The sequence below is a fragment of the Colwellia sp. 20A7 genome, from assembly GCF_009832865.1.
Lineage (GTDB): Bacteria > Pseudomonadota > Gammaproteobacteria > Enterobacterales > Alteromonadaceae > Colwellia.
On sequence record NZ_CP047130.1, the window covers coordinates 4,361,056 to 4,383,357 of the forward strand.

19 protein-coding genes are annotated in these 22,302 nt (G+C 35.8%); 6 read left to right on the top strand and 13 right to left on the bottom strand.

Annotated elements, in window-relative coordinates:
- Positions 1–80: 80 nt before the first annotated feature.
- Positions 81–3,293, bottom strand: a complete 3,213-nt coding sequence (locus tag GQS55_RS18825; RefSeq protein ID WP_159822095.1) for an EAL domain-containing protein — start codon at positions 3,291–3,293, stop codon at positions 81–83.
- Between the two features lie 426 nt (positions 3,294–3,719).
- Here GQS55_RS18825 and GQS55_RS18830 point away from each other — a divergent pair, with 426 nt between their 5' ends.
- Positions 3,720–5,804: an amidohydrolase family protein gene (locus GQS55_RS18830; protein ID WP_159822097.1), complete on the top strand. Its 2,085-nt coding sequence runs from the start codon at positions 3,720–3,722 to the stop codon at positions 5,802–5,804.
- 162 nt (positions 5,805–5,966) lie between these two features.
- On the opposite strand, the gene GQS55_RS18835 is transcribed toward GQS55_RS18830, so the two are convergent.
- Complete coding sequence (locus GQS55_RS18835; RefSeq protein ID WP_159822099.1) at positions 5,967–6,455, bottom strand: helix-turn-helix transcriptional regulator; 489 nt, start codon at positions 6,453–6,455, stop codon at positions 5,967–5,969.
- A gap of 164 nt (positions 6,456–6,619) precedes the next feature.
- Between GQS55_RS18835 and GQS55_RS18840 the strand changes: the two genes are divergently transcribed.
- Positions 6,620–7,336 carry a cytochrome b/b6 domain-containing protein gene (locus GQS55_RS18840; protein WP_159822101.1) on the top strand — a complete coding sequence of 239 codons (717 nt, stop codon included), beginning with the start codon at positions 6,620–6,622 and terminating at the stop codon, positions 7,334–7,336.
- Between the two features lie 83 nt (positions 7,337–7,419).
- The gene (locus GQS55_RS18845) at positions 7,420–8,736 is read left to right on the top strand and encodes a M20 metallopeptidase family protein (RefSeq protein WP_159822103.1); all 1,317 of its coding nucleotides are present in this window, start codon (positions 7,420–7,422) and stop codon (positions 8,734–8,736) included.
- A 153-nt stretch (positions 8,737–8,889) separates the two neighbouring features.
- On the opposite strand, the gene GQS55_RS18850 is transcribed toward GQS55_RS18845, so the two are convergent.
- The 5 genes from GQS55_RS18850 to GQS55_RS18870 form a co-directional block, all read right to left on the bottom strand.
- On the bottom strand, positions 8,890–10,170 hold the full coding sequence (locus tag GQS55_RS18850) for a TRAP transporter large permease (protein ID WP_159822105.1): 1,281 nt from the start codon (positions 10,168–10,170) through the stop codon (positions 8,890–8,892).
- Positions 10,167–10,697 (bottom strand): TRAP transporter small permease subunit, encoded by a 531-nt coding sequence (locus GQS55_RS18855; RefSeq protein ID WP_201294542.1) that lies wholly within the window; start codon positions 10,695–10,697, stop codon positions 10,167–10,169. Before GQS55_RS18855 ends, GQS55_RS18850 begins: the two co-directional genes overlap by 4 nt.
- 129 nt (positions 10,698–10,826) lie before the next feature.
- Positions 10,827–11,900 carry a TRAP transporter substrate-binding protein gene (locus tag GQS55_RS18860; RefSeq protein WP_159822107.1) on the bottom strand — a complete coding sequence of 358 codons (1,074 nt, stop codon included), beginning with the start codon at positions 11,898–11,900 and terminating at the stop codon, positions 10,827–10,829.
- 105 nt (positions 11,901–12,005) lie between these two features.
- Positions 12,006–12,869 (bottom strand): 4-hydroxybenzoate octaprenyltransferase, encoded by an 864-nt coding sequence (gene ubiA, locus GQS55_RS18865; RefSeq protein ID WP_159822109.1) that lies wholly within the window; start codon positions 12,867–12,869, stop codon positions 12,006–12,008.
- On the bottom strand, positions 12,862–13,464 hold the full coding sequence (locus GQS55_RS18870) for a chorismate--pyruvate lyase family protein (RefSeq protein WP_159822111.1): 603 nt from the start codon (positions 13,462–13,464) through the stop codon (positions 12,862–12,864). The genes ubiA and GQS55_RS18870 overlap by 8 nt, the downstream gene beginning before the upstream one ends.
- A 189-nt stretch (positions 13,465–13,653) precedes the next feature.
- Here GQS55_RS18870 and GQS55_RS18875 point away from each other — a divergent pair, with 189 nt between their 5' ends.
- Positions 13,654–14,031 carry a flagellar basal body-associated protein FliL gene (locus tag GQS55_RS18875; RefSeq protein WP_159822113.1) on the top strand — a complete coding sequence of 126 codons (378 nt, stop codon included), beginning with the start codon at positions 13,654–13,656 and terminating at the stop codon, positions 14,029–14,031.
- A 116-nt stretch (positions 14,032–14,147) separates the two neighbouring features.
- Here GQS55_RS18875 and GQS55_RS18880 read toward each other — a convergent pair whose 3' ends face one another.
- The 5 genes from GQS55_RS18880 to GQS55_RS18900 all read right to left on the bottom strand — a co-directional run bounded on the left by GQS55_RS18880 (position 14,148) and on the right by GQS55_RS18900 (position 18,796).
- On the bottom strand, positions 14,148–15,242 hold the full coding sequence (locus tag GQS55_RS18880; protein WP_159822115.1) for an OmpA family protein: 1,095 nt from the start codon (positions 15,240–15,242) through the stop codon (positions 14,148–14,150).
- Between the two features lie 76 nt (positions 15,243–15,318).
- Positions 15,319–16,203, bottom strand: coding sequence for a rhomboid family intramembrane serine protease GlpG (gene glpG / locus GQS55_RS18885; RefSeq protein WP_159822117.1), 885 nt, complete (start codon positions 16,201–16,203; stop codon positions 15,319–15,321).
- A 10-nt stretch (positions 16,204–16,213) separates the two neighbouring features.
- The gene (gene glpE / locus GQS55_RS18890) at positions 16,214–16,546 is read right to left on the bottom strand and encodes a thiosulfate sulfurtransferase GlpE (protein WP_268892414.1); all 333 of its coding nucleotides are present in this window, start codon (positions 16,544–16,546) and stop codon (positions 16,214–16,216) included.
- Complete coding sequence (tdh, locus tag GQS55_RS18895) at positions 16,546–17,574, bottom strand: L-threonine 3-dehydrogenase (protein ID WP_201294543.1); 1,029 nt, start codon at positions 17,572–17,574, stop codon at positions 16,546–16,548. Before tdh ends, glpE begins: the two co-directional genes overlap by 1 nt.
- A gap of 13 nt (positions 17,575–17,587) precedes the next feature.
- A complete protein-coding gene (locus tag GQS55_RS18900) occupies positions 17,588–18,796 on the bottom strand; it encodes a glycine C-acetyltransferase (protein ID WP_159822119.1) in 1,209 nt (402 codons plus the stop codon).
- Positions 18,797–19,090: 294 nt separating this feature from the next.
- Here GQS55_RS18900 and waaA point away from each other — a divergent pair, with 294 nt between their 5' ends.
- Together waaA and GQS55_RS18910 are read left to right on the top strand one after the other, a co-directional pair.
- Complete coding sequence (waaA, locus tag GQS55_RS18905) at positions 19,091–20,386, top strand: lipid IV(A) 3-deoxy-D-manno-octulosonic acid transferase (RefSeq protein WP_159822121.1); 1,296 nt, start codon at positions 19,091–19,093, stop codon at positions 20,384–20,386.
- The gene (locus tag GQS55_RS18910) at positions 20,383–21,126 is read left to right on the top strand and encodes a 3-deoxy-D-manno-octulosonic acid kinase (protein ID WP_201294544.1); all 744 of its coding nucleotides are present in this window, start codon (positions 20,383–20,385) and stop codon (positions 21,124–21,126) included. The genes waaA and GQS55_RS18910 overlap by 4 nt, the downstream gene beginning before the upstream one ends.
- Here GQS55_RS18910 and GQS55_RS18915 read toward each other — a convergent pair.
- Positions 21,114–22,271: an HDOD domain-containing protein gene (locus GQS55_RS18915; protein ID WP_159822123.1), complete on the bottom strand. Its 1,158-nt coding sequence runs from the start codon at positions 22,269–22,271 to the stop codon at positions 21,114–21,116. The two genes, GQS55_RS18910 and GQS55_RS18915, sit on opposite strands and share 13 nt — an antisense overlap.
- Positions 22,272–22,302: the final 31 nt, after the last annotated feature.

Consider the following 22,302-nt stretch of genomic DNA (forward strand, 5'->3'; position numbering starts at 1 on the left):
AGTGGCGCCACACTCATAAATATAAAATTATACTTTATTATCAATAGCATACAATATTTATGTTGATGACTTTTATTCATTCAAGTAGTTAATATACTAACCGCATCATCCATCGTATTAAAAGCTAATTCAAAAGCATTTAAGTTAGCACGTGCCGACTTAATATCTCCTGATTGATATTTATGTTGTATATCTTCTGCAATTAAATGAACCTCATTATGCGCTTGATCAAGTTTCAATAATGAACTTTTATCAAATAACTGTTCTTGAGTCTTCAGGCGAATCCAGTTACCACAATGGCACTTTTTACTATTAAGGGTTGGCCACAGTTTATCGTCTTCAGGTGGCGATAAAGTTTTCGTCATAAAGCTATTTCGCCACCGGGAACAAATAAGTTTTAATATCTCTACACTGCTTTCTTTACTATTACATTGTTGATTTCCGCAAAGCATCCAACTTTGATTTGGAACATAGTTTTTCAACCACTGACACAAATCTGCCGCAGGCATTGGCTTCGCTATGCTATAGCCTTGCGCCTTCTCACAGCCCATTAATAATAACATTAAACCATGATTAGTCGTTTCAACACCCTCAGCAATAACGTGTCGATTAAATGATTTAGCTAAAGAAATAACGCCGTCAATAATTGAATAATCACTTGGATCATCAAGCATATCTCTCACAAAACTCTGATCAATTTTTATTGTGTCAATAGGTAAACTTCTTAGATGAGTCAACGAAGAGTAACCCGTACCAAAATCATCCAAAGATGCACTAATACCCAATAAGTTTTGACATTTTTCAATAATACTTGTTATTGTCTTTAAATCACCTAAAGCAGAGCTTTCCAATATTTCTAGCTGTAATAATTGCGCATCAATAGAGGGGTGTGCAGCTAAGGATGCTTCCAGTACACCAAAAAATGAAGGTGAATGCAGATGATTTGAAGATATATTAACACTCACTTCAAGCTCAATGCCTTGCAATTGCCACTTAACAAGTTGCTGTAATGCTTCATTTATAACCCATTCCCCAACCATAAATTCTAACGATGTTCCATCAATATATGGCAAAAAATCTAATGGTGGAATCAAGCCTTTTTGAGGATGAAACCAGCGTATTAAGGCTTCAACACCAAATACATCGCCAGTGACCATATTCACTTTAGGCTGATAGTACAGTTGAAATTGATGGTTAGCTAAAGCCAGCTCAATTTCTTCTAATTGCAGATTCTTTTCAATGATACGTTGATCTATATCTGGACTATACAGTACTGAGCGATGCTTACCAGCCAACTTAGATTGATACATAGCATGATCCGCATGCCTTAATAAGGTATCAATATCGCCGTCATCTAATGGATATAAGGTAACACCACTAGAGGCGGTAATATTATGTTGAATACCATCGATAATATAGGGTAACGCTAAGGCTTGATGAATTCGTTGCATCGTTAATTCATATTGTGATGCCGAGGTAATGTCGTTAAGTAATATGGCAAACTCATCACCTCCTTGGCGAGATACCGTATCCTCTTCTCTAATACAATTAGTGATACGTGTCGCGACTTCAATTAATAAGTGATCACCCGCTTCATGACCATAATTGTCATTTACAGGCTTAAAGTCATCTAGATCAAGAAAACAAACAGCCAACTGATGCCCTGTCCTTTTGCTATGCGCTATCGATTGATGAAAGCGGTCAACAAATAAAGCTCTATTGGGTAGCTTGGTGAGTACATCATAATGTGCCATCAAATTAAGTTTATCTTGTTGATGCTTGATACTGGTAATATCTGAAAAAACGGCAACATAATGGGTGACTACATCGTGCTCATTAGTTAATGATGAAATATTGAGTAATTCAGAATACAACTCACCTTGTTTGGTTCTATTCCATACCTCACCTTTCCAATGACCATGTTTGGTAATTGACTGCCACATCTGTTCATAAAACTGAGGGGATTGCTTACCTGAACTTAAAATCCTTGGTGATTTGTCAATAACATCCTCTTGGCTATAACCTGTTATTTGAATGAATGCAGGATTAACATCAACGATCATCTGATTGGCGTCAGTAATCATAATACCCTCATGAGTATCACTAAAAACTCTTGCTAATAGTTGGATCTTTTCTGCATTTTTTTTACGATTGGTAATATCTTGAACAACAACAATATGGCTTTGAGGTTGTTCACCAATTTCCCAGGTAGGTGAAATTGTCAACTTCACCCAAATAATATGACCATTTTTGTGAATATAACGTTTTTCTATTGTCACTTCACGTTGTGAGCCATTCAGTATTTTTTCCCGACTGCTAACGCTATTTACTAAGTCATCTGGATGGGTAAGTTCTGTAAAGTGCTTTTCATTTACCATCTCATCAACACTATAACCAAGCATGTCGCAAAACCGTTGATTAATACGGATGAATTTACCTTCTTTGGCACTTATCAAAGCAACCCCAATGGCAGCTTGTTCAAAAATACTACGAAATAATTGTTCACTATCAGCTAGCGACTCTTTCGACTTAACTTCTTCAGTTACATCACGAATAACACAAATAAGCTGGCCATTATGAGGAATGACATTGATACGAGCATCAAAATGCATAACTTGATTATTGATCATTAATTCATATTTAAAAGCAGTAAACTTATTTTTTTGTGAGAGTACTTCAATTTTTTCTTGAAATAATTTTACAATTTCTTCTGGTAAAACATTTTGTACCCGTTTACCAATAAAGCTTTTGGGGTTTGCATATAATTCATCTTTATTTTGTGTTCGACAATCTAAAATCGTTCCATCAGACATCATACGAAAATAAGTATCAGGTAACGCATTAAATAAACTTTCTAGTTCCGCATTGTGACGTAATAGATTAATGCCGACTTGTTTTAATTCAGTAATATCTTGAACTATCCCTGACATCGCCTTGGTTTTCCCATTAATATCAAATGTATACCCTCCAGAAACTAAAATACTGCGAATTTCTCCATCTTTTCGCATAATTTGACATTCAATATACCAATCTGTTTTATTGGCCCTTGCTTCTTGGAATTTTTTATCAACATCCTCTCTTTCTTCTGGGATAATATGCTCAAGAAACATCCCATAAGTCCATTTAGGTAACAATGAATCATAACCAAATATTATGTCATGCCTTAACGAGCGGTAAGAGGATAAATCATTAAGAATAAGCTCCCAACGGCCAATACCACTTTGCTCTAAAACTAGATCTAATCTACTTTTATTTTGTTGTGTTTGATTTTCCATAATCTGCCGTTGTTTCATATCCATGACCTATATAATACCAATCTCACTAACTATGTGATCATTTCTACTTGTTAAAATCACCCACTACATCGTTATTTATACGTATTGCCTTATAAATACGACATAAGAATAGAGTGTTTGTTGTTTAACTTTATATATTCATTATTGTACAAAAACAAAAATTTACAACGTAAACACAAAATAGAAAGCCCAACTAGGGCATTAATCATTAACCATTAACCATTAACCTTAACAAGATAATGATCACTCAAGTTTGATCTCCTTCAATTAAAACCACTTTTTACTGCTTAATTTTTCGCACCAATGAGGTGCTTATTCGTAATAATATCCAAACATCAATAGCTAGTTCGTAACATTAAGTTGCTTAGATTATTCATAGCGCTTAATCTTAATATTCTGAACCTCATAACAATAGACATTATTATGTATATTCAATTACCCATGAAAACCATTCAATCATTTATCTGTAGCGTTATGCTGATAACAGTCGCTGGGTGCGCTCAACCATACAAATCAGAAAGTACAGTATCAAGCACACTGCCTAAGCAAGAAAAGTTTAGCGTAATATTCGGGGGAACAGATGTTGGCAAACTATTAGTAAATCGAGATACAAAAAATATCAATATCGACTTTTCATTTAGCAATAACGGTCGTGGTGCTAGTAGCAAAGAAAGACTGGTGTTATCAGACATGGGATTACCCACTGATTGGCGTATTACAGGAAAAACAGTCTTTGGAAATGAAGTTAATGAGCAGTTTCGCTTACAAGGTAATATGGCAAATTGGCAGAGTTCAGCTGAAAAAGGCAGTACCGAATTTAACAATACTTCAATATATATTGCACAAAACTCAAGCCCATATTCACTTTACATATATGCTAAAGCATTACTAAATCAAACAAGTAAATCGTTACCTGCATTTCCTTCTGGCAAGTTAACCATCACTCAAGTCGACAAAGTTAAACTCAGTGACATTCATGACAACATAGTCGATGCAGTGATTTATGCCATCAACGGTATTGAACTTGATCCTAGTTATATCGCCCTGGATGAAAACCAACATATGCTTGGTTATTTATCTCCGCGTTTCGTTGTTATTCGTGAAGGATTTGAGAAACAAAATAAAATATTAAGTGACTTAGCCGCAACCTTGAATGCCAACCGATTTGAAAAAATTGCGAAAAAAACAACACACCAATATAAAAAGCCTGTTCGTATTAATAATGTCAAAATTTTTGATCCTATTAACTTGAAACTCACCTCCTCTAAATCAGTGTTAATTCAGAATGACAAAATTATAGCTATTGAACCATCAGTTGATGCAGCTAACAATGGCGAAGTATTAATTGATGGTAATGGCGGTACATTAATCCCTGGTTTATATGAAATGCATGGTCACATGAGCGATAATGATGCCCTACTGAATGTCATGACTGGTGTAACATCAGTAAGAGACATGGGGAACGAAATAGAAATACTCGACCCGTTAATTAATAAAATTGAAAACAATATAATCATTGGTCCACGCATTACTAAAAGTGGCTTTATTGAAGGTAAAAGCGAATTTTCAGCAGCTACTGGTGAAATAGCATCAACTAAACAAGAAGCGGTTGATCTTGTAAACATGTATGGTGAAAAAGGCGGATACTTTCAAATAAAAGTATACAGTTCAATTAACGGCGCATGGGTGCCGGCCATGGCAAAATCCGCTAAAAAACATGGTATGCGTGTTACCGGGCATATTCCAGCATTCTCAACCGTTGATGACATGATTGCCGCAGGTTACGATGAAATTACCCATATCAATCAAGGCATGCTCAGCTGGGTGCTAGAGCGAGATGAAGATACTCGAACACTTTATCGCATTACAGGAATGAAACGCTTTGTCGATTTAGATCTCAATAGCGAAAAAGTACAAAAAACGTTAAATACTATGGTCGAAAAAGATATTGCCGTTGATCCTACTATCGTCATTCATGAGTTTGGCCTAACAGCTAGAAATGGTGAAACTCGCATCGGCACTCAAGATTATATCGATAACATGCCTGTGGGCGTTCAAAGAAATGCAAAAATCGCGCTATTAAATGTTGCAGATAAAGAAGAAGATCTTGCCTATAAATTGGCTTTTGACAAAATTATAGAAACACTTACCTTAATGCACAACAAAGGTATTTTCTTAGTGCCCGGCACCGATTTAGGTGGTGCTTTTGAGCTACATAGAGAACTAGAGCTATTTAAAAAGATCGGGATGTCTAACGCTGAAGTATTAAGAAGAGGATCATATGACATGGCTAATTATTTAGGCTATGGCGATCAACTTGGTAGTATTGAAGTAGGAAAGCTGGCCGATTTTTTCTTAGTACCTGGCAATCCTTTATCTGACCTACGCGCAATAAAAACTGTATCCATGGTTTCAAAAGGGGGGGCTATTTATTTCCCTAGCGAAGTTTATCCTGATTTTGGTATTAAGCCCTTCACCACAGTACCAACGATCGTTGAAGGTGATTAGTAATTTAAAGTAATAACTAGCCTGCACTTGGCTTAATTATAATATTAACCAAACAATTGGTATAACTATTATAGATAGAGCTATTAACTACGTATTTAAGCACCACTTAATGTGGTGCTTAGCAAAAAATGCAACCACTACTGCTCAAGTAACGTATTTTCGTTAAATAAAATCTTCTAAAAACCATGCTGAAAACTCATGTCTTCCTTCAACATTAGCTTTACTGTAGAGGATAGAAGCTTGTTGTCGAACTGTTTTTTCTTTGGTATTTCTAACCGCGCTAATCTCTTTAAAACTCAATCCCTTCAGTAATAACATACCGACTTCTTTTTCACTGGGAGTGAGTGACCACTCGTTGAATTGATTATGAATAACAACACCGTATTCATAACGAGAATTTTTCATTTCGTCTGAAATATTTTTCAATTTATCATCGGAAATCATTAGTGCTTTTTTCAATTTCGATATATTAGATGTTTTTTCATTAATATCTTTAATTAAAAGGGTTGCACCGATACCTGACACTATCACGATAAAACTTTCTGAGACAACATGCCAACCAGGCGCCCCCATGGAAATATCAAATAAAACATCAAAAAAGTTTAAAACCATAATAGTAAGTAACATTATAGCAATAAGTACATTTCTCATAAAAACCTTAAAGATCAGTTTGCTAAGAATACAATAGACAAATGTACTATAGCGTTATAAAAAGAAAAAACTAACGTATGCCCAATGATTTACAATCTAATAAAAGAGATACTTAAAGCATAAAATCATTTTTGATATTATAGACAATATATTGAGAGGTTAATATGAATAGTAAACGTGTACCAATTTTTGTTTGGAGCCGAAATGTTAGATTTTTTCATTGGATTAATGTGCTAGCGATAACTTTGCTCGTTGTTATTGGTTTAATCATTTTTAATAGTAAATCGTTAGGAGTGTCTACCGATGGAAAAATATTATTAAAAACAATTCATGTTTATATTGGTTATGTTTTTGCTATCAATCTTATTTTTAGATTAATTATTGGCTTTGTCGGTAAAGCCCATGAACGATGGGGAAAGGTATTGCCTTTTAATAAAGGGTTTTCACAAGAGTTAACCGACTTTAAACAACATAAAAAATCTGCTTACAAAGGACACAATCCTGCTGGAAAATTGATGGTATTAGCCTTATTATCCCTGATGTGTATTCAAATGGTTTCAGGCTTGGTCATTGCTGGAACAGATATTTATTATCCGCCATTTGGCAAGTATTTTGCCCAAAGCATTGCCATCGACAAACAAAATATTGAAGTAATTCAGCCTTATTCAAAAGTGAACATTGATGAGAAAGCATACACAGAAATGCGAGCTATACGTAGCCCTTTTATTACAGCCCATGTTTATGCATTTTATGGCCTACTTTTTCTGATTCCTTTACATATTTTAGGCGTAATCATTGCTGAAAGAAGAGAGAAATCAGCACTCGTATCTGCCATGATTACTGGCTATAAATACCTTCCCAAAGAGCATTCAGAAAAATAATTGTTTTTCTGATAGACTTTAAATTCATTGCCTCAATAAATCATTGAGGCTTTATAACAAGTCGACAAAGCAGGTACAGTATTTTGAAAAAACATACGTTCACTTTTATTTTTCTCGTATCACAGTTAACATTTTTCGCTAATGCTGACGTTCTAAATAAATCAGTTCAAGACGAATTGCCAAACTTAGAAAAAATTTATCATCACTTACATCAAACGCCTGAACTCTCCAAACATGAAGTAAACACAGCTACTTTTTTAGCAAAAGAATTAAAAAAGTATGGTTATGAAGTTACGGAAGGCATTGCTGAAACAGGTTTAGTTGCCATTTTAAAAAATGGCACGGGTCCAACGGTAATGCTTAGAGCGGATACTGATGGGCTACCTGTGTTAGAAGAAACCGGGCTCCCTTATGCAAGTGTCGCTACTTTTAATGATGCAGCAGGTCTATCTGTTCCTGTAATGCATGCTTGTGGACATGACATGCATATGACGGTATTGCTAGGTACCGCAAAGCAAATGGTACAGCATAAAGATCAATGGCAAGGTACTTTAATGTTAATAGCGCAGCCTGGAGAAGAAATAGGCTATGGCGCTAAGCAAATGTTAGCTGAAGGTTTATATGAGAAATTTCCATTACCTGATTACAATATCGCTATGCATGTTTCCGCTGATTTACCTGCAGGAAAAATCGGTTACATCAAAGGATATGCGATGGCGAATGTTGATTCCGTCGATGTATTAATTAAAGGTATTGGTGGTCATGGCGCATATCCTCATAACACAATAGATCCTGTGTTGATGGCTGCAGAAATAGTCATTAAACTTCAAACTATTATCAGCCGTGAAATATCACCGCTTGAATCTGCCGTAATAACTGTTGGATCCATTCATGGCGGTACAAAACACAACATTATCGGTAACGAAGTTAAACTGCAATTAACAGTGCGATCTTATTCTGATGAATCACGTAGTTTTTTACTTAAGCGTATTGAACAAATAAGCCATGGCATTGCAAAAACAGCGGGAATGCCAGATGAACTTCTGCCTGAGGTGGTTGTAAAAGAAGAATATACTCCTGCCGTTTATAATCAACCTGAATTTACCCAACAAGTGGTTAATAACCTTGAACAGGTATTAGGTAAGGATAACCTTGTTATAGTTGATCCCGTAATGGCTGGAGAAGATTTTTCTCGTTATGGGCGTACTAAAGAAAAAATACCAAGTACATTACTATGGTTAGGTACGGTAAATCCTACTCAATATAAAGAGGCTAAGAAAAATAACAATGCTTTACCTTCCCTTCATTCTGGTAAGTTTGCCCCTGATGCAAAACCGACTATTTTAACAGGGGTTACTGGTATGACAGAAAATGCGATTAAACTGATGCAAAAGCAATAATAGCGCGATTCAATTACAACGATTAAACAACGGTATTAATTAGAATTGATTCTTTACTTATAAAAAAGTATCTATAGGAAAGTGCTTATAGAAAAAGGTGCCAAAATTACTTTTGGCACCTTTTTATTATAAGTGCTATTACCGCGACATTCGTTAAGAAAAAATCAAATGCTCAGGAAAGATTAATACTAATAACAACACTAAGATTTGCATAAGAATAAAAGGAATAACACCTTTGTATATGGTAGTGGTTTTCATCCATTTAGGCGCTACCCCTTTCAAGTAGAATAGACTAAAACCAAAGGGTGGCGTTAAGAAGGAAGTTTGCAAATTCATCGATATTAAAATCGCAAACCACACTAAATTAATATCTAACGCAATAGCAACGGGTAATAGAATGGGCACGACTAAAAACGCAATTTCGATAAAATCGATGAAAAAGCCTAAGATTAAAATCGCAATCATCGCAAAAGCGATAAAGGTCCATGTACCGCCTGGTAACTCCAAAAAGAAGTCTTCAATAAGATATTCACTGCCTGAATAACTAAATACCATCGAAAAGGCTGTGGCACCAATTAACACGGCGAATACCATTGATGTTACTTTGACCGTTTCTTTTGACACTTCATGCAACTTAGAAAAAGAAAAAGTGCCATACAATATCGATAATATTATCGCACCAACAGCACCAATAGCAGCGGATTCAGTAGGTGTTGCTATACCGGCAAAGATTGAACCCAATACAATTAAAATAAGTATCATAGGCGGCACAATATCTTTTAATGCTTGCATCAACAATTCACGCTTACTCTCGTTCACCTCTAAAGGAGGCATAAAGTCAGGCTTAAACTGTCCTAAAACTAAAATATATATCGTATAAAAAACAACTAGTAACATGCCTGGTATTATTGCAGCGCGAAATAAGTCACCTACAGGGACACCCATCACGTCACCCAGAATAATTAGAATTATTGAAGGTGGTATAATTTGTCCAAGCGTACCAGACGCACAGATAACACCTGCGGCTGTTGGTTGATGATAATTATTCTTCAACATAACAGGTAATGAAATAACACCCATAGCGACGACACTAGCGCCAACTACGCCAGTAGAAGCAGCAAGTAAAGCGCCGACAATAATAGTTGAAACAGCAACCCCGCCAGGAATACCACCAAACAACTTAGCAGCCGACTCTAATAAGCGTTCAGCCAAGCCCGTTTTTTGTAGCACTATACCCATAAAAATAAACATAGGTACAGCCATTAAAATGGTGTTTTCCATAATGCTCATTATGCGATAGGGCATAAACTCAAATAACTCAAAGCCTAAAACATAAACACCAACAATTAACGAAACACCCGCAAACGTGAAAGAAACCGAATAACCTAAAAACAAACAAATCAGTGCAATACCAAAAAGAACTAAACCCGTCATAAGTCTTCTCCTTCTTTATTGGTGGTGAGAACAGGTGTAATTAAGGTTATAACACTATTTAATGCCATATAAATAATAGACATAATAAGAAAAACTGATGAGATAGGAATAACAGAACGAACAATCCATCGATAAGGCAACCCACCAGGATCAGCACTACCTTCATTCATTTGATAAGCGCCTAGCGTATAATCTATGCTGTAGTAGAGAATCACGATGGTGATTGGCAAAGCAAGAAATAAACTACCAAAAAGATTAATCATTGCTTGCTTACGCGCAGACATTTGATCATAAAAAATATCTACACGAACATGTGCATCTTCCTTTAAGGTATAAGCAATACCAAACATAAACATAGCAGCAAACAAGTGCCATTCTAATTCTTGCATGCCAATACTAACGTCGTTAAAAAAGTAGCGTTTAATCACATCATAAAAAACATTCATAATCATGAGCAACATTAATATGCTACAAAAATTACCGAGTGCATCAATAATCTTACCAATGACTTTTAAAGTGAAATTCATCTAATAATTCTCATGATTAATACTTATACCTATTTGATTTACTGAATAATATTTACCAACCCCAACAAAAAAGCAGATGACTATACTAGGTAGAGACATCTGCGATACATGTTTTAAGTATTTTACTACTTACTTAGCGTCGAAATTATCAAGATAAGCGCGATCAGACAAATTAGTCCAAGCCCTTGCTTTATCTTCATACTCCGTTAGAGATTTTAAAATTTCTGCTGTCATAGGATCTTTCGCAGCAAATTCATTTAACAACTCATTATTTGCTTCCTGAATCGCATTCATAACGTCTTTAGGGAAAGAGCGCATTTTTACGTTAGGATAATCTTTTTTAAGTGATGCTAAATTAATTGCACTTTCGTGATATGACTGAATATACATATCATAAGCGGCTGTTTTCATTGCTATCGTTAAGATTTTCTGTAAATCTTTTGGTAATGAATTGTAGGCTTCTTCATTCACCATAAACTGAAGTTCAGTTGCAGGCTCATGCCAACCGGTATAATAATATGGAGCTATTTTATGGAAACCCATACGTAAATCTAACGAAGGACCTACCCATTCAAGTGCATCAATAGTATTACGCTCAAGTGCAGTATAAAGCTCACCTGGAGGAATATTTGTTGGTTTTGCGCCTAATTTTGCTAAAACTTCACCGGCAAAACCAGGAATACGCATTTTTAAACCTTTAAGGTCTTCAACGGTATTTATTTCTTTTTTAAACCAGCCACCCATTTGGTTACCAGTATTACCGCCTGGAAATGATAGAATACCGTACTGGTCATAAACTTTTTTCATTAACTCCATGCCACCGCCATGATAGAACCAGGCATATTGCTCAGGTGCTGTCATACCAAAAGGTATTGTAGTGAAAAATAATGTGTTGAAGTTTTTTCCTTTCCAATAGTAAGAACCTGAATGCGCCATTTGATATTGACCACTTTTAACAAAATCAAAAACACCTAAAGGTGATTTATGTTTGTTAGCAGAGTCAACACGGATGATCAAACGACCATCGGACATTTCTTTAACCATCTTAGCCAAGTTTTTAGTAGTATCACCAAAAACAGGAAAGTTGGGTCCCCACGTTTCAGCTAATTTCCAACGATAAACCTTACCATCTGCGGCATTTATTGTTCCTGAAACCCCTAACGACAATACAAGTAGTAGTGTTAACAATATTGATTTTTTCATTCCTTTCCCCGAATTAATTAGAATCATTTTTTTATTATTGAATCTATTTAATAGCAATTCGAGTTCAAAAAGTAAACAAGACTTTAGTCTTTAATTATAAAAAACCTATAAGTATTCAATCAAAATACCAATAAAAATAGCCATGCCGACCCAATGGTTATGTAAAAAAGCTTGAAAACATCGTTCACGATTACGGTCACTGATTAACATCTGCTGATAGCTAAATAAGCCTGCAGAGATAATCAAACTTAATTGGTAAGGCCAACCGAACGCTAACAACTCACCAACAGTAAATAAAAGCCCTAGCACCAATAATTGCAGAAAACCGATAATACGTTTGTCGTGCTCACCAAATAAAATAGCTGTCGATTTCACTCCAATCTTTAAGTCATCGTCCTTATCTACCATGGCATACATAGTATCGTAAGCAACCGTCCATAATACGTTCGCACTAAAAAGTAACCACGCAACGAGCGGAACTTCACCTTGCGCTTCAGAAAATGCCATCAGCATTCCCCAGCTAAAAGCTGCACCGAGTACGACTTGCGGTAACTGAGTATATCGCTTCATAAATGGGTATGAAGAAGCTAGCAACAACGCCACTATTGATAAATAAATTGTCGGTAAACTTAAGGTTAATACTAATCCTAAAGCAACACCAATAAGCAGACCAAACAAACTTATCGCTTCTTCTTTACTAATTACCCCCGTAATTAGGGGCCTATTTTTAGTTCGTTCAACCTTGCCATCAATTTTCATATCAGCAATATCATTAATGACGCAACCAGCACTACGCATAACAAACACACCAAGACTAAAAACAAGTAACAAATAGAAGTTAGGCCAACCATCACTAGCAATCCATAACGCCCAATAAGTTGGCCATAGTAATAAATAAGTACCAATAGGCTTATCCATACGAGTGATTAACTTGATCCCTTGCCATTTTTGTTTTGCTTTACTAAACATGTTTATATCCTGACTTGTCTGTTTGTTGGTAAGCGAAAGCGCCAGGTAAAAAAACCTCTGATACCATCAATGGCTTGTTTTCTAGAATAAATATTGATCGTCGCCCCCAGAGGCTGTTTGCCGATACTAAAGGCTGTGTAACTCCTGATAACTTATTAGCTAACTGACTAACTGTGCTAGTGGCATCAAACTCTGCCACTTCAATAGTTTTCCTTTTCAAAGAAGGGTTATTAAACATAACCTGCCCTAATGACTGCGTTCCTAAATTAGCTAAAGCCTGTTCTGCACCTGTTAAGCTCGATAAAGGTAACAAGCTTCGCGCAAAAACTTGAGGTATGTCGTCACAAAAAAGTAAGACCTCTCGCACTAAGACACCTTCTCCAGCAATAATAAGGTCTACAGCTTCACTTTCTTGACATTTTTCAATTTTCTGACCCAAAAGTTCTACCCTAAACTGATGACAATTAGACTTGAGACGTAAAGTGAGTGAAGCGGGATCAAGCAACCAGCTTTTTAAGTTTTCATCTAAGGAGCTATCATTAGCATCATGCCAAAAACTTGATAAGGTAACAGGAAAAAACGATTGAAAATTCATAAACTAAAAACCATATTAATTTAAAAGTGAAAGCCAGATTGATAATACCATTGTTTTTGTCCGAACTCATTTTACCTAGAAAGTAAAAGATTAAAAAAAAGTGAGTTTTTTCAGGAAAAAAACTAATTTCAGGTTATGATAAGTAATGTCTCTCATTTTTATACTCATGTACCTTAAGAAGTAAACATTATGTTTAAATATTTGTTGATTGGAACTTGTTTGTTAATGCCTTTAACGACTAAAGCTGTGGATTATGCTTATTTTGGCTTTGAACCAGACATAGTCACCAATTACATCCCTTTGAAGAAGAAAATGGGTTATGTACGCCTAACCGTTGAATTAATGGTACCCAGTCAAAATATAGAAGTCGTTGAGCATCATTCTCCATTATTACGCGACGCCATTATTGAAATTATCGGCAAACAACCTGAAGAAAAAGTAAAATCCATTAAAGGACGCTCTGAAATACAGCTAAAATGTGAAGAGAAAGTAAAAGAATTATTAACCCAAGAAACAGGGCAACCCATAATTAAAAAACTTTTATTTACTCAATGGCTAGATAATTAGCCTGCCTACGCTGATTCGATTTAATAAGTTCACTAAGCAATAGAAACAAAAAAGCCAAAGTTCACACTTTGGCTTTTAGTTATTTAGGCATTAATACCTATTAAAATAACGTGTTCTTATCGGCTAACAGGAACTTCTTTAGTTGCTGCAACTTTAGCTTCTATACGACGGTTTTTAGCATGTGCTGCTTTATCATCGCCTGAGTCAAGTAAATTTTCTTCACCATAACCCACAGCAGATAAACGGTAGCTATCAATATTGAATTGATTAACTAATACGTCAACAATTGCATCAGCACGTTGCTGTGATATTTTTTTGTTATAAGCGGCACTGCCTACTTTTGAAGTGTGACCTTCAATTACCAAAGAAACTTCAGGGTAAGCTGTTAGGAAATCTGACATCTTTTTAATTTCTGGCAAATATTCAGCTTTAACAGTAGACTTATTATTATCAAAATTAACTAATAAGCTCATTCTGCTTGTTTCTTCAGTGAAGATAGTACAACCATTTTTATCTACTTTATCCGTAGTTGGAGTACTTGGACAACGATCTTTGCTATCTGTAACGCCATCGTTGTCTGTATCAGAAGCAACAATTGGAGCAACAGCAGCAATCGTTGAAGCCTTTTTATTTCTTACAGGTGTTGATTTATTATCACTACCAAAGAAATAAATAACACCTAAACGAGCACTACCTTCTTGATGGTGATCTGAAAATTCATAATGGCCTTTACCTTCAAGATAAACCGCTGTATTTTCACTAAGGTAGTGACGGTAACCAACACCTAAATTTACAGATTCTTTTGCTTGACCGATATCTAAATAGCCTAACCCGCCTACAACATAAAAGCTTTCTTTCTCTGGGAAGTACAAAGCAGAAATATCAGCTACATAAGGCTTATCATAAAAACTATTATCTTTATCAATATTAATTTGGCTAAAAGAGAATCGAGCTTCTACAGACTCAGTAAAACGGTAACCAATCTCAGCACCAAAACCAGCACCGTGACCTTTAGTCGCATACGGGTCTGACGCTTCTAATGGATCAGAAAGTTTACGGCCATCATCAGTATCAATATAAAGTAAATGCGCACCACCATAAAACTTACCAACAAGATCTTCCGCTAGTGGAGTTTTATCTGCTGCAAATGCACTTGTTAGAAGAAGAGGAGAAGAGAGAAGTACTGCTTTTAAGCCTTGTAAGTTTTTCATAAGTTAATTCCATATTAAACGTATTATGTATATTTATTCGGCGCATTTTAACAGGTTTTGTCAGGCTTGCACACTATTATTTCGCTACTTTCACACTATAAACCGCTAATAGACAGCCTGAAATCAAACCTAATAAGTGTGCAGTATTCGCTACGTTTACAGGCAATACATCAAGAAATCCTAACACAAGCCAAAATAATAAAAAGCCTATGATAGGTTTAGATAAAGATAAACCTTTTTCAGGGGCTAAATAGCCATACCACCACACAAAACCGACTAACGCATAAACAACACCTGACAAACCACCAAAATTAGCACCTGAAACAAAAAATTGTCCTAAATTAGAAAAAATAGCAGAAACTAATAACAGATTAATTAAAATCCCTTTACCAAGTTCTTTTTCAATACTACCAGCCAATTGCCACCACCACATGGTATTGAATACTATGTGTAATAAAGAAAAATGGAAAAATACAGGACCAATAATACGCCAAGGCTCGGTAATAAATCCGTCTAAAGATACTTTAGGATAAAACTGCAATAGTGTAAAAAGGTCACGTGCCCAGCCTAAATTACTGGCTAAATAGACAAACCAACAAAGAACAAAAACAACTAAAGTTACTGCACCTGCATGTGCTAAAAAGCTTTCTCGAAAGCTTTTTAGCAAGGTCAAATCATTACTTTTTACACTAACAGTTTCACCATTATGCCAGGCAGCCTGTTGATATTTTTGATCAAAAGGCTTTTTAATAAAAAGTTCAAATTCAATTGTCGCTTGCGCTTGTTTATCTTGCTGACAATAAACGGTATAGCCTTGCTTACTTTCACCATTATCCGTAATAACAGTTTCAGCAATCACTTTAGCGTCAATGCCTAATGTGACTAAATAATTAGTAAACAGTAACGCAACATTATGTTGTTCTAGCTGCACTAAAGCCTTTAAGCTTTGATCTTCAAGCATTGATTAGCCCTTAGCGAGAGATATTATCGGGATATTGTAATTGCCACTGAGTAAATCCACCATCAAGAGAATATACTTCGGTAAAATCTTGGCTCAATAAAAATTGAGCGGCTTGTTGACTAGAGTGTCCGTGATAGCAACACACAACAACAGGTGCATCAAGATCAGCTTCCCGTACAAAGTCAGCTAAGTTTTCATTAGTTAAATGAATTGCATCAGTTATACGACCATTTGAAAATGATGTTTCGTCTCGTATATCTACCACAACATGGCTTTTATTCTCTAACACTGCATGTAAATCATTAACTTGCATATGTTTAAAGCTTGATTGATTATCTGTCACTAGAACTCCCAATTTAAAATAACTTTACCTGATTTACCAGAACGCATCACATCAAACCCTTTTTGAAAATCATCAATCGCATAATGATGGGTAATAATAGGCGATAAGTCTAAACCAGATTGTATAAGACTAGCCATTTTATACCAAGTTTCAAACATTTCACGACCATAAATTCCTTTAATCGTTAAACCTTTAAAAATTATTTGGCTCCAATCAATCGCCATGTCTTTACCTGGAATGCCTAGCATGGCAATTTTACCACCATTATTCATATTGTCTAACATACTTGTAAATGCTGATGGTACACCTGACATTTCTAATCCAACATCAAAACCTTCTGTCATACCTAAGTCGTTCATCACATCTTTTAAGTTTTCTTTAGATACGTCAACAGCACGTGTAACGCCCATTTTCTTAGCTAATTCTAAGCGGTATTCATTGATATCGGTAATAACGACGTGACGCGCACCAACATGTTTAGCTACGGCTGCAGCCATAATACCAATAGGGCCAGCGCCAGTAATTAACACATCCTCTCCAACTAAATCAAATGATAAAGCGGTGTGCACAGCATTACCGAAAGGGTCAAAAATAGCGGCTAAATCGTCAGAAATTTCATCTGGCAATTTAAATGCATTATAAGCAGGAATCACTAAATATTCCGCAAAAGAACCAGCACGATTAACACCAACACCTACAGTATTACGGCATAAGTGAGTCCGCCCGCCACGGCAATTTCTACAATGGCCACAAGTAATATGTCCTTCTCCAGAAACACGATCACCCAACGCAAAACCTTTTACTTCTTGTCCAATGCCAACGACCTCACCCGCATATTCATGACCAACAACCATAGGTACAGGAATAGTGCCTTGCGCCCACTCATCCCAATTATAAATATGAATGTCGGTACCACAAATAGCGGTTTTTTTAATTTTAATTAACAGATCATTATGACCCATTTCAGGTTTATCTGTATCTGTTAACCAAATACCCTGCTCTGCTTTCGATTTTGATAATGATTTCATAATTTTTATTCTCTTAACTGATCACATTCATTTCTTTACCAATACGGATAAAGGCTGAGATAGCTTGATCTAGCTGCGCGGTAGTGTGCGCTGCTGAAATTTGAGTGCGAATACGTGCCTGGTCTTTTGGCACAACAGGGAAAGAAAAGCCAATAACGTATATTCCTTCCGCAAGTAATTTATTTGCCATTTCACTAGCAACGGTTGCATCACCTAACATTACCGGGACAATAGCATGATCAGCACCCGCACAAGTATAACCAGCAGTTTCCATATTACTGCGGAAATATGCCGTATTTTCTTTTAGCGTTTTACGTAATTCCCCGCCTTGTGCTAATAATTGCAAAACCTGTATAGATGCATTAACAATCGCGGGAGCAAGAGAGTTTGAAAACAAGTAAGGACGCGAACGTTGACGCAACCATTCAATCACTTCTTTTTTCGCTGAAGTATAACCGCCTGATGCACCGCCCATCGCTTTACCTAACGTACCGGTAATAATATCAACACGCCCCATTACGTCACAATATTCATGACTACCTCGACCATTTTCACCAACAAAGCCAACCGCATGTGAATCATCAACCATAACCATAGCATTGTATTTGTCTGCTAAATCACAAATACCCTTAAGGTTAGCGATAACACCATCCATGGAAAAAACACCGTCAGTAGCAATTAATTTAAAACGTGCGCCAGCCGCATCAGCTTCAATTAAACTTTGCTCTAATGCTGCCATATCGTTATTGGCATAACGAAAACGTTTTGCTTTACATAAACGCACACCATCAATAATTGAGGCATGATTAAGCGCATCACTAATAATGGCATCTTCTGAACCTAATAATGTTTCAAACAACCCAGCATTAGCATCAAAACAAGAAGAATATAAAATAGTGTCTTCCATACCTAAAAATTCGCTAATACCTTGTTCTAGTGTTTTATGAATATCTTGTGTACCACAAATAAAACGTACCGAAGCCATACCAAAGCCGTGTTCATCTAATCCTGCTTTTGCAGCAGCAATAAGGGTAGCGTTATTTGCTAAACCTAAATAATTATTAGCACAGAAATTAATAACTTGTTCACCAGTATTAACCGCTATTTTAGCCTGCTGAGCAGTAATAATAATACGTTCAGCTTTGTACAAACCTTCCGCTTTAACTTGTGTAATTTGTTCTTGAATATGATTACAAAAAATTGCTGAATTATCTTTAGACATGCGAAAAATCCTACATTGATGGATAGATTGAGAATCTGTAGATTGTACGCACTTACGCTAACTTATATAGAGTAGTTCGCTGAACAATATTTTGTAAAAAAGAGGGGCAATGTAAAATTATAATTACGACGTACTGTCAGCTAATGATAAATTTAACCTATAAATACAAAATAATTTTTTGTTTTTTTAAACTTATGCTCCTCATATTTATAAGCATTTAAGTAAACTTATTTAAGTAAACTTAGGTATAATCAAACATAAATTTACTGCCGCTCAATTTATGTAGAACGACTTATGTTTGCGTTACTAATTTATCGAATCTTATTATTATTTCTAACGCCTATTATATTACTGGCTCTCTTATTTCGATCCTTTAGTAACTCTCAATATCGTCAACGTCTAAGTGAACGTTTAGGCTTCACTTCAAGCGCTATAAAGTTGAAAAAACAAAATACCAAAGGAATAGTTGTTCATGCGGCAAGCGTTGGAGAAGTAATCGCTATAACCCCATTTGTAGAGCAGTTATTAAAAAAATTTCCATCCTCTCCTATTACCGTCACTACTTTCACTCCAACCGGTTCAGCACAAGTAATAAAACAATTTGGTGCTCGTGTGCAACATACTTTTCTACCGCTTGATCTTCTGCCTTGTACCGCATTGTTTTTAAATCGCTTACAACCCCAATTAATGATTTTTATGGAAACGGAGTTATGGCCTAACTTAATCAGCCAATGTGCCAACAAGAAAATAAAACTTTTACTAATTAATGGACGGTTATCTGCCAATTCAATGAAAAGCTACCAAAAAATTAGTGCACTGATAACTCCAACTTTAAATAATTTTGATAAAATATTATGCCAAAGTCATGATAACTTAGATAATTTCCTGCAATTAGGTGCAGAGTCTCACCGATGCCAAGTATCTGGCAACCTCAAATTTGATATTAGCCTTAACGCGACAACTGAAGAAAAAAAAATAATCCTTGCTCAATTACTACCACCAAACAGACCAATTTGGTTAGTAGCAAGCACACACCCAGGTGATGAAGAAGTAGCATTATCGGCATATAAAGTCATCAAAGAAAAATTTCCTCAATTATTATTGGTGCTTGTACCAAGGCATCCTGAGCGCTTTAGTTCAGTTGCTAAACTTTGCATTAATCAAGGTTATTCACTCGCTAAACGCAGTGAAAGTGAACAAGTAACATCTCATAATATTTGGCTACTCGATACCTTAGGGGAATTAATGGCTGCTTATGCTCTTGCAGATATTGTTACTATGGGTGGCAGTTTCAGCAATATTGGTGGACATAACCCATTAGAGCCAGCCTTATTCAAAAAACCCATTATTGTTGGTAATGACATGAAAAATTTCACCGAGATTTTACTGCAATTACAAAAAAATAATGGAATTATACAATTACCGATTATAGAAAGTGAAAATCAACAAGCGTTAGCTCAAGCCGTCATGCACCTACTTAATGATACACAAGCAGCTCAACTACTCGGCTCTCATGCACATAAGGTTGTACTTAATAACCAAGGGGCAAGTGCACGAACATTAGCTCAAGTGCAGGAATTAGTAATATGAGTCACATTATGCAATTAGAAACGTTTAAAGACGGAAATACATGCTGCCTTTTTAATAGAAATGAAATTGAAGATTTCACTCCAGAGATGCTTTCAGTAAAATATTGGCAAAAAAATAATGCCATCACCGGATCTGCACAAGGTCGAGGCACAACCTGGTTTCTTCAATATAAACAAAAAAACAACACACAACCAAAAGACTGGGTTTTGCGTCATTATTACCGTGGTGGCTTAATAGGCAAAATAGTTAATGATAGTTACTTTTTCACTTCTCTAAAACATACCCGTGCGGATCGAGAGTTTTCTTTATTAGCTCATATGCAAACGTTAACATTGCCTGCACCAAAGCCTATCGCTTATCGGGTAATACGCCATGGTTTACTTTATCGCGCAGATTTACTGAGTAGTCGTATTGAAAACGCACAAGATTTGGTTGCAATTCTAACCAAAAAATCAATAAATGATGATTTATGGTTTAGCATTGGGGAAACAATTCGTCGTTTCCATTCACAGGGTATTTATCACCATGACTTAAATGCCCATAACATTCTCATTGATGATAAGAATAAAGTTTGGTTAATCGATTTTGACCAAGGTGAGCTAAGAGCAGTTAACTCAAGCTGGCAACAGAATAATATGCAGCGGTTACTGCGTTCTTTTCATAAAGAACAAAATAAATCACCTAATTTTAACTGGCACGAAAATCATTGGGATGCCTTATTATCTGGTTATAATCGATAAGTTTGTTCTATCACTTTATTGATTTTCTTTCTAAAATTAATATCTGTAATCAAGGTGTTAATCTTATCAAGTCCAGCCGATTTGATGATATCTTGAGTATAATAAAACTCTACCTTACCCATAGCTTCAAAGCTTAATTCTTTTGATTCTGACATATTTCGTAGTCCGTCAAAGGCGACTACGTCAGCTAAGCGACAAGCAATATAACACACAAAAACCTGCCGCAATTCTTCACTGGTGATAGCTGTATCACCGGTAATATCGGTTAAAGGTAATAGGCTATGCTCTATGCCTTTTTCAATAGATTGAGGTAGTTTCCATTGTTGAGCTAAACGTTTCCCTAATACAGCGCTATTAACACCAATAATATTCTGAAAAGCTTTAGTGCGCTCAAATAAACCATACCCCTCTAAATAAACATCGGCAATCGAAGGACGATAAGATAAAATTGCAAGATCACCTAAATAAGAGAGTAAACAATGTGTTGATAACTCGGCAGAATTCTCTTCATTCATTTCTTTAGCTAAAATCAAACCAAAAGCACTAGCCAAATAGCTTGCAGTCCATAACTTTTTATACGCTGCATTCTGGGCTTTATCGGTTAAGTGTAGGTCTTTCTGCACAGCAAGTTGTGTCGCTATATTTTTAACCTGAGTAATACCTAAAAAAATAATAGCATGATGAATATTAGTAATGGGTTGGCGCAAAGAAAATAATGGTGAATTAACTGCGTTCAAAATTTTGACCGTCATTTCGGCATCAGTTTTTATCAAGTCAAATAGTTCATTTGGCTCAAATCCACCTTGTATTAATGGTAATAATAACGGATGAGGTTTCCTAAATGATTCAGTAATACTTTGAACAGTTTTCTGCTGCTTGGCATCAAGGTTGTCTGAAAGAAGTAGCGTAAACTCTAAAAAATCGCCAGGTAGTTCAAACTCACACCTTGCTGCAATATCACTATTGATAGCCTCTGTAATATGATCTTGATTATCTTGCTCAGAAATAAGCGAACGTTTACGGTTAGAATTTTTTTTAGCTGCACCCCCTCTACTTTTGGGAGTGCTTCGAGTATTGTTTAAACGCCAAATAAAATAAGATAATATCCCTAAGATACTAATTGAAATCACAGTTTCCAGAGACATTGGAATATCCTATTCTAATAGTCAGCATAAT

Coding starts and splice junctions, on each gene's coding strand:
- GQS55_RS18870 (WP_159822111.1), bottom strand. CDS start 13,464: ATGAATTTTCAATCGTTTTTTCCTGTTACCTTATCAAGTTTTTGGCAT.
- GQS55_RS18855 (WP_201294542.1), bottom strand. CDS start 10,697: ATGAATTTCACTTTAAAAGTCATTGGTAAGATTATTGATGCACTCGGT.
- GQS55_RS18900 (WP_159822119.1), bottom strand. CDS start 18,796: ATGTCTAAAGATAATTCAGCAATTTTTTGTAATCATATTCAAGAACAA.
- GQS55_RS18830 (WP_159822097.1), top strand. CDS start 3,720: ATGTATATTCAATTACCCATGAAAACCATTCAATCATTTATCTGTAGC.
- GQS55_RS18825 (WP_159822095.1), bottom strand. CDS start 3,293: ATGAAACAACGGCAGATTATGGAAAATCAAACACAACAAAATAAAAGT.
- GQS55_RS18850 (WP_159822105.1), bottom strand. CDS start 10,170: ATGACGGGTTTAGTTCTTTTTGGTATTGCACTGATTTGTTTGTTTTTA.
- GQS55_RS18835 (WP_159822099.1), bottom strand. CDS start 6,455: ATGAGAAATGTACTTATTGCTATAATGTTACTTACTATTATGGTTTTA.
- GQS55_RS18915 (WP_159822123.1), bottom strand. CDS start 22,271: ATGTCTCTGGAAACTGTGATTTCAATTAGTATCTTAGGGATATTATCT.
- GQS55_RS18880 (WP_159822115.1), bottom strand. CDS start 15,242: ATGAAAAACTTACAAGGCTTAAAAGCAGTACTTCTCTCTTCTCCTCTT.
- GQS55_RS18840 (WP_159822101.1), top strand. CDS start 6,620: ATGAATAGTAAACGTGTACCAATTTTTGTTTGGAGCCGAAATGTTAGA.
- glpG (WP_159822117.1), bottom strand. CDS start 16,203: ATGCTTGAAGATCAAAGCTTAAAGGCTTTAGTGCAGCTAGAACAACAT.
- tdh (WP_201294543.1), bottom strand. CDS start 17,574: ATGAAATCATTATCAAAATCGAAAGCAGAGCAGGGTATTTGGTTAACA.
- waaA (WP_159822121.1), top strand. CDS start 19,091: ATGTTTGCGTTACTAATTTATCGAATCTTATTATTATTTCTAACGCCT.
- ubiA (WP_159822109.1), bottom strand. CDS start 12,869: ATGTTTAGTAAAGCAAAACAAAAATGGCAAGGGATCAAGTTAATCACT.
- GQS55_RS18860 (WP_159822107.1), bottom strand. CDS start 11,900: ATGAAAAAATCAATATTGTTAACACTACTACTTGTATTGTCGTTAGGG.
- GQS55_RS18910 (WP_201294544.1), top strand. CDS start 20,383: ATGAGTCACATTATGCAATTAGAAACGTTTAAAGACGGAAATACATGC.
- GQS55_RS18875 (WP_159822113.1), top strand. CDS start 13,654: ATGTTTAAATATTTGTTGATTGGAACTTGTTTGTTAATGCCTTTAACG.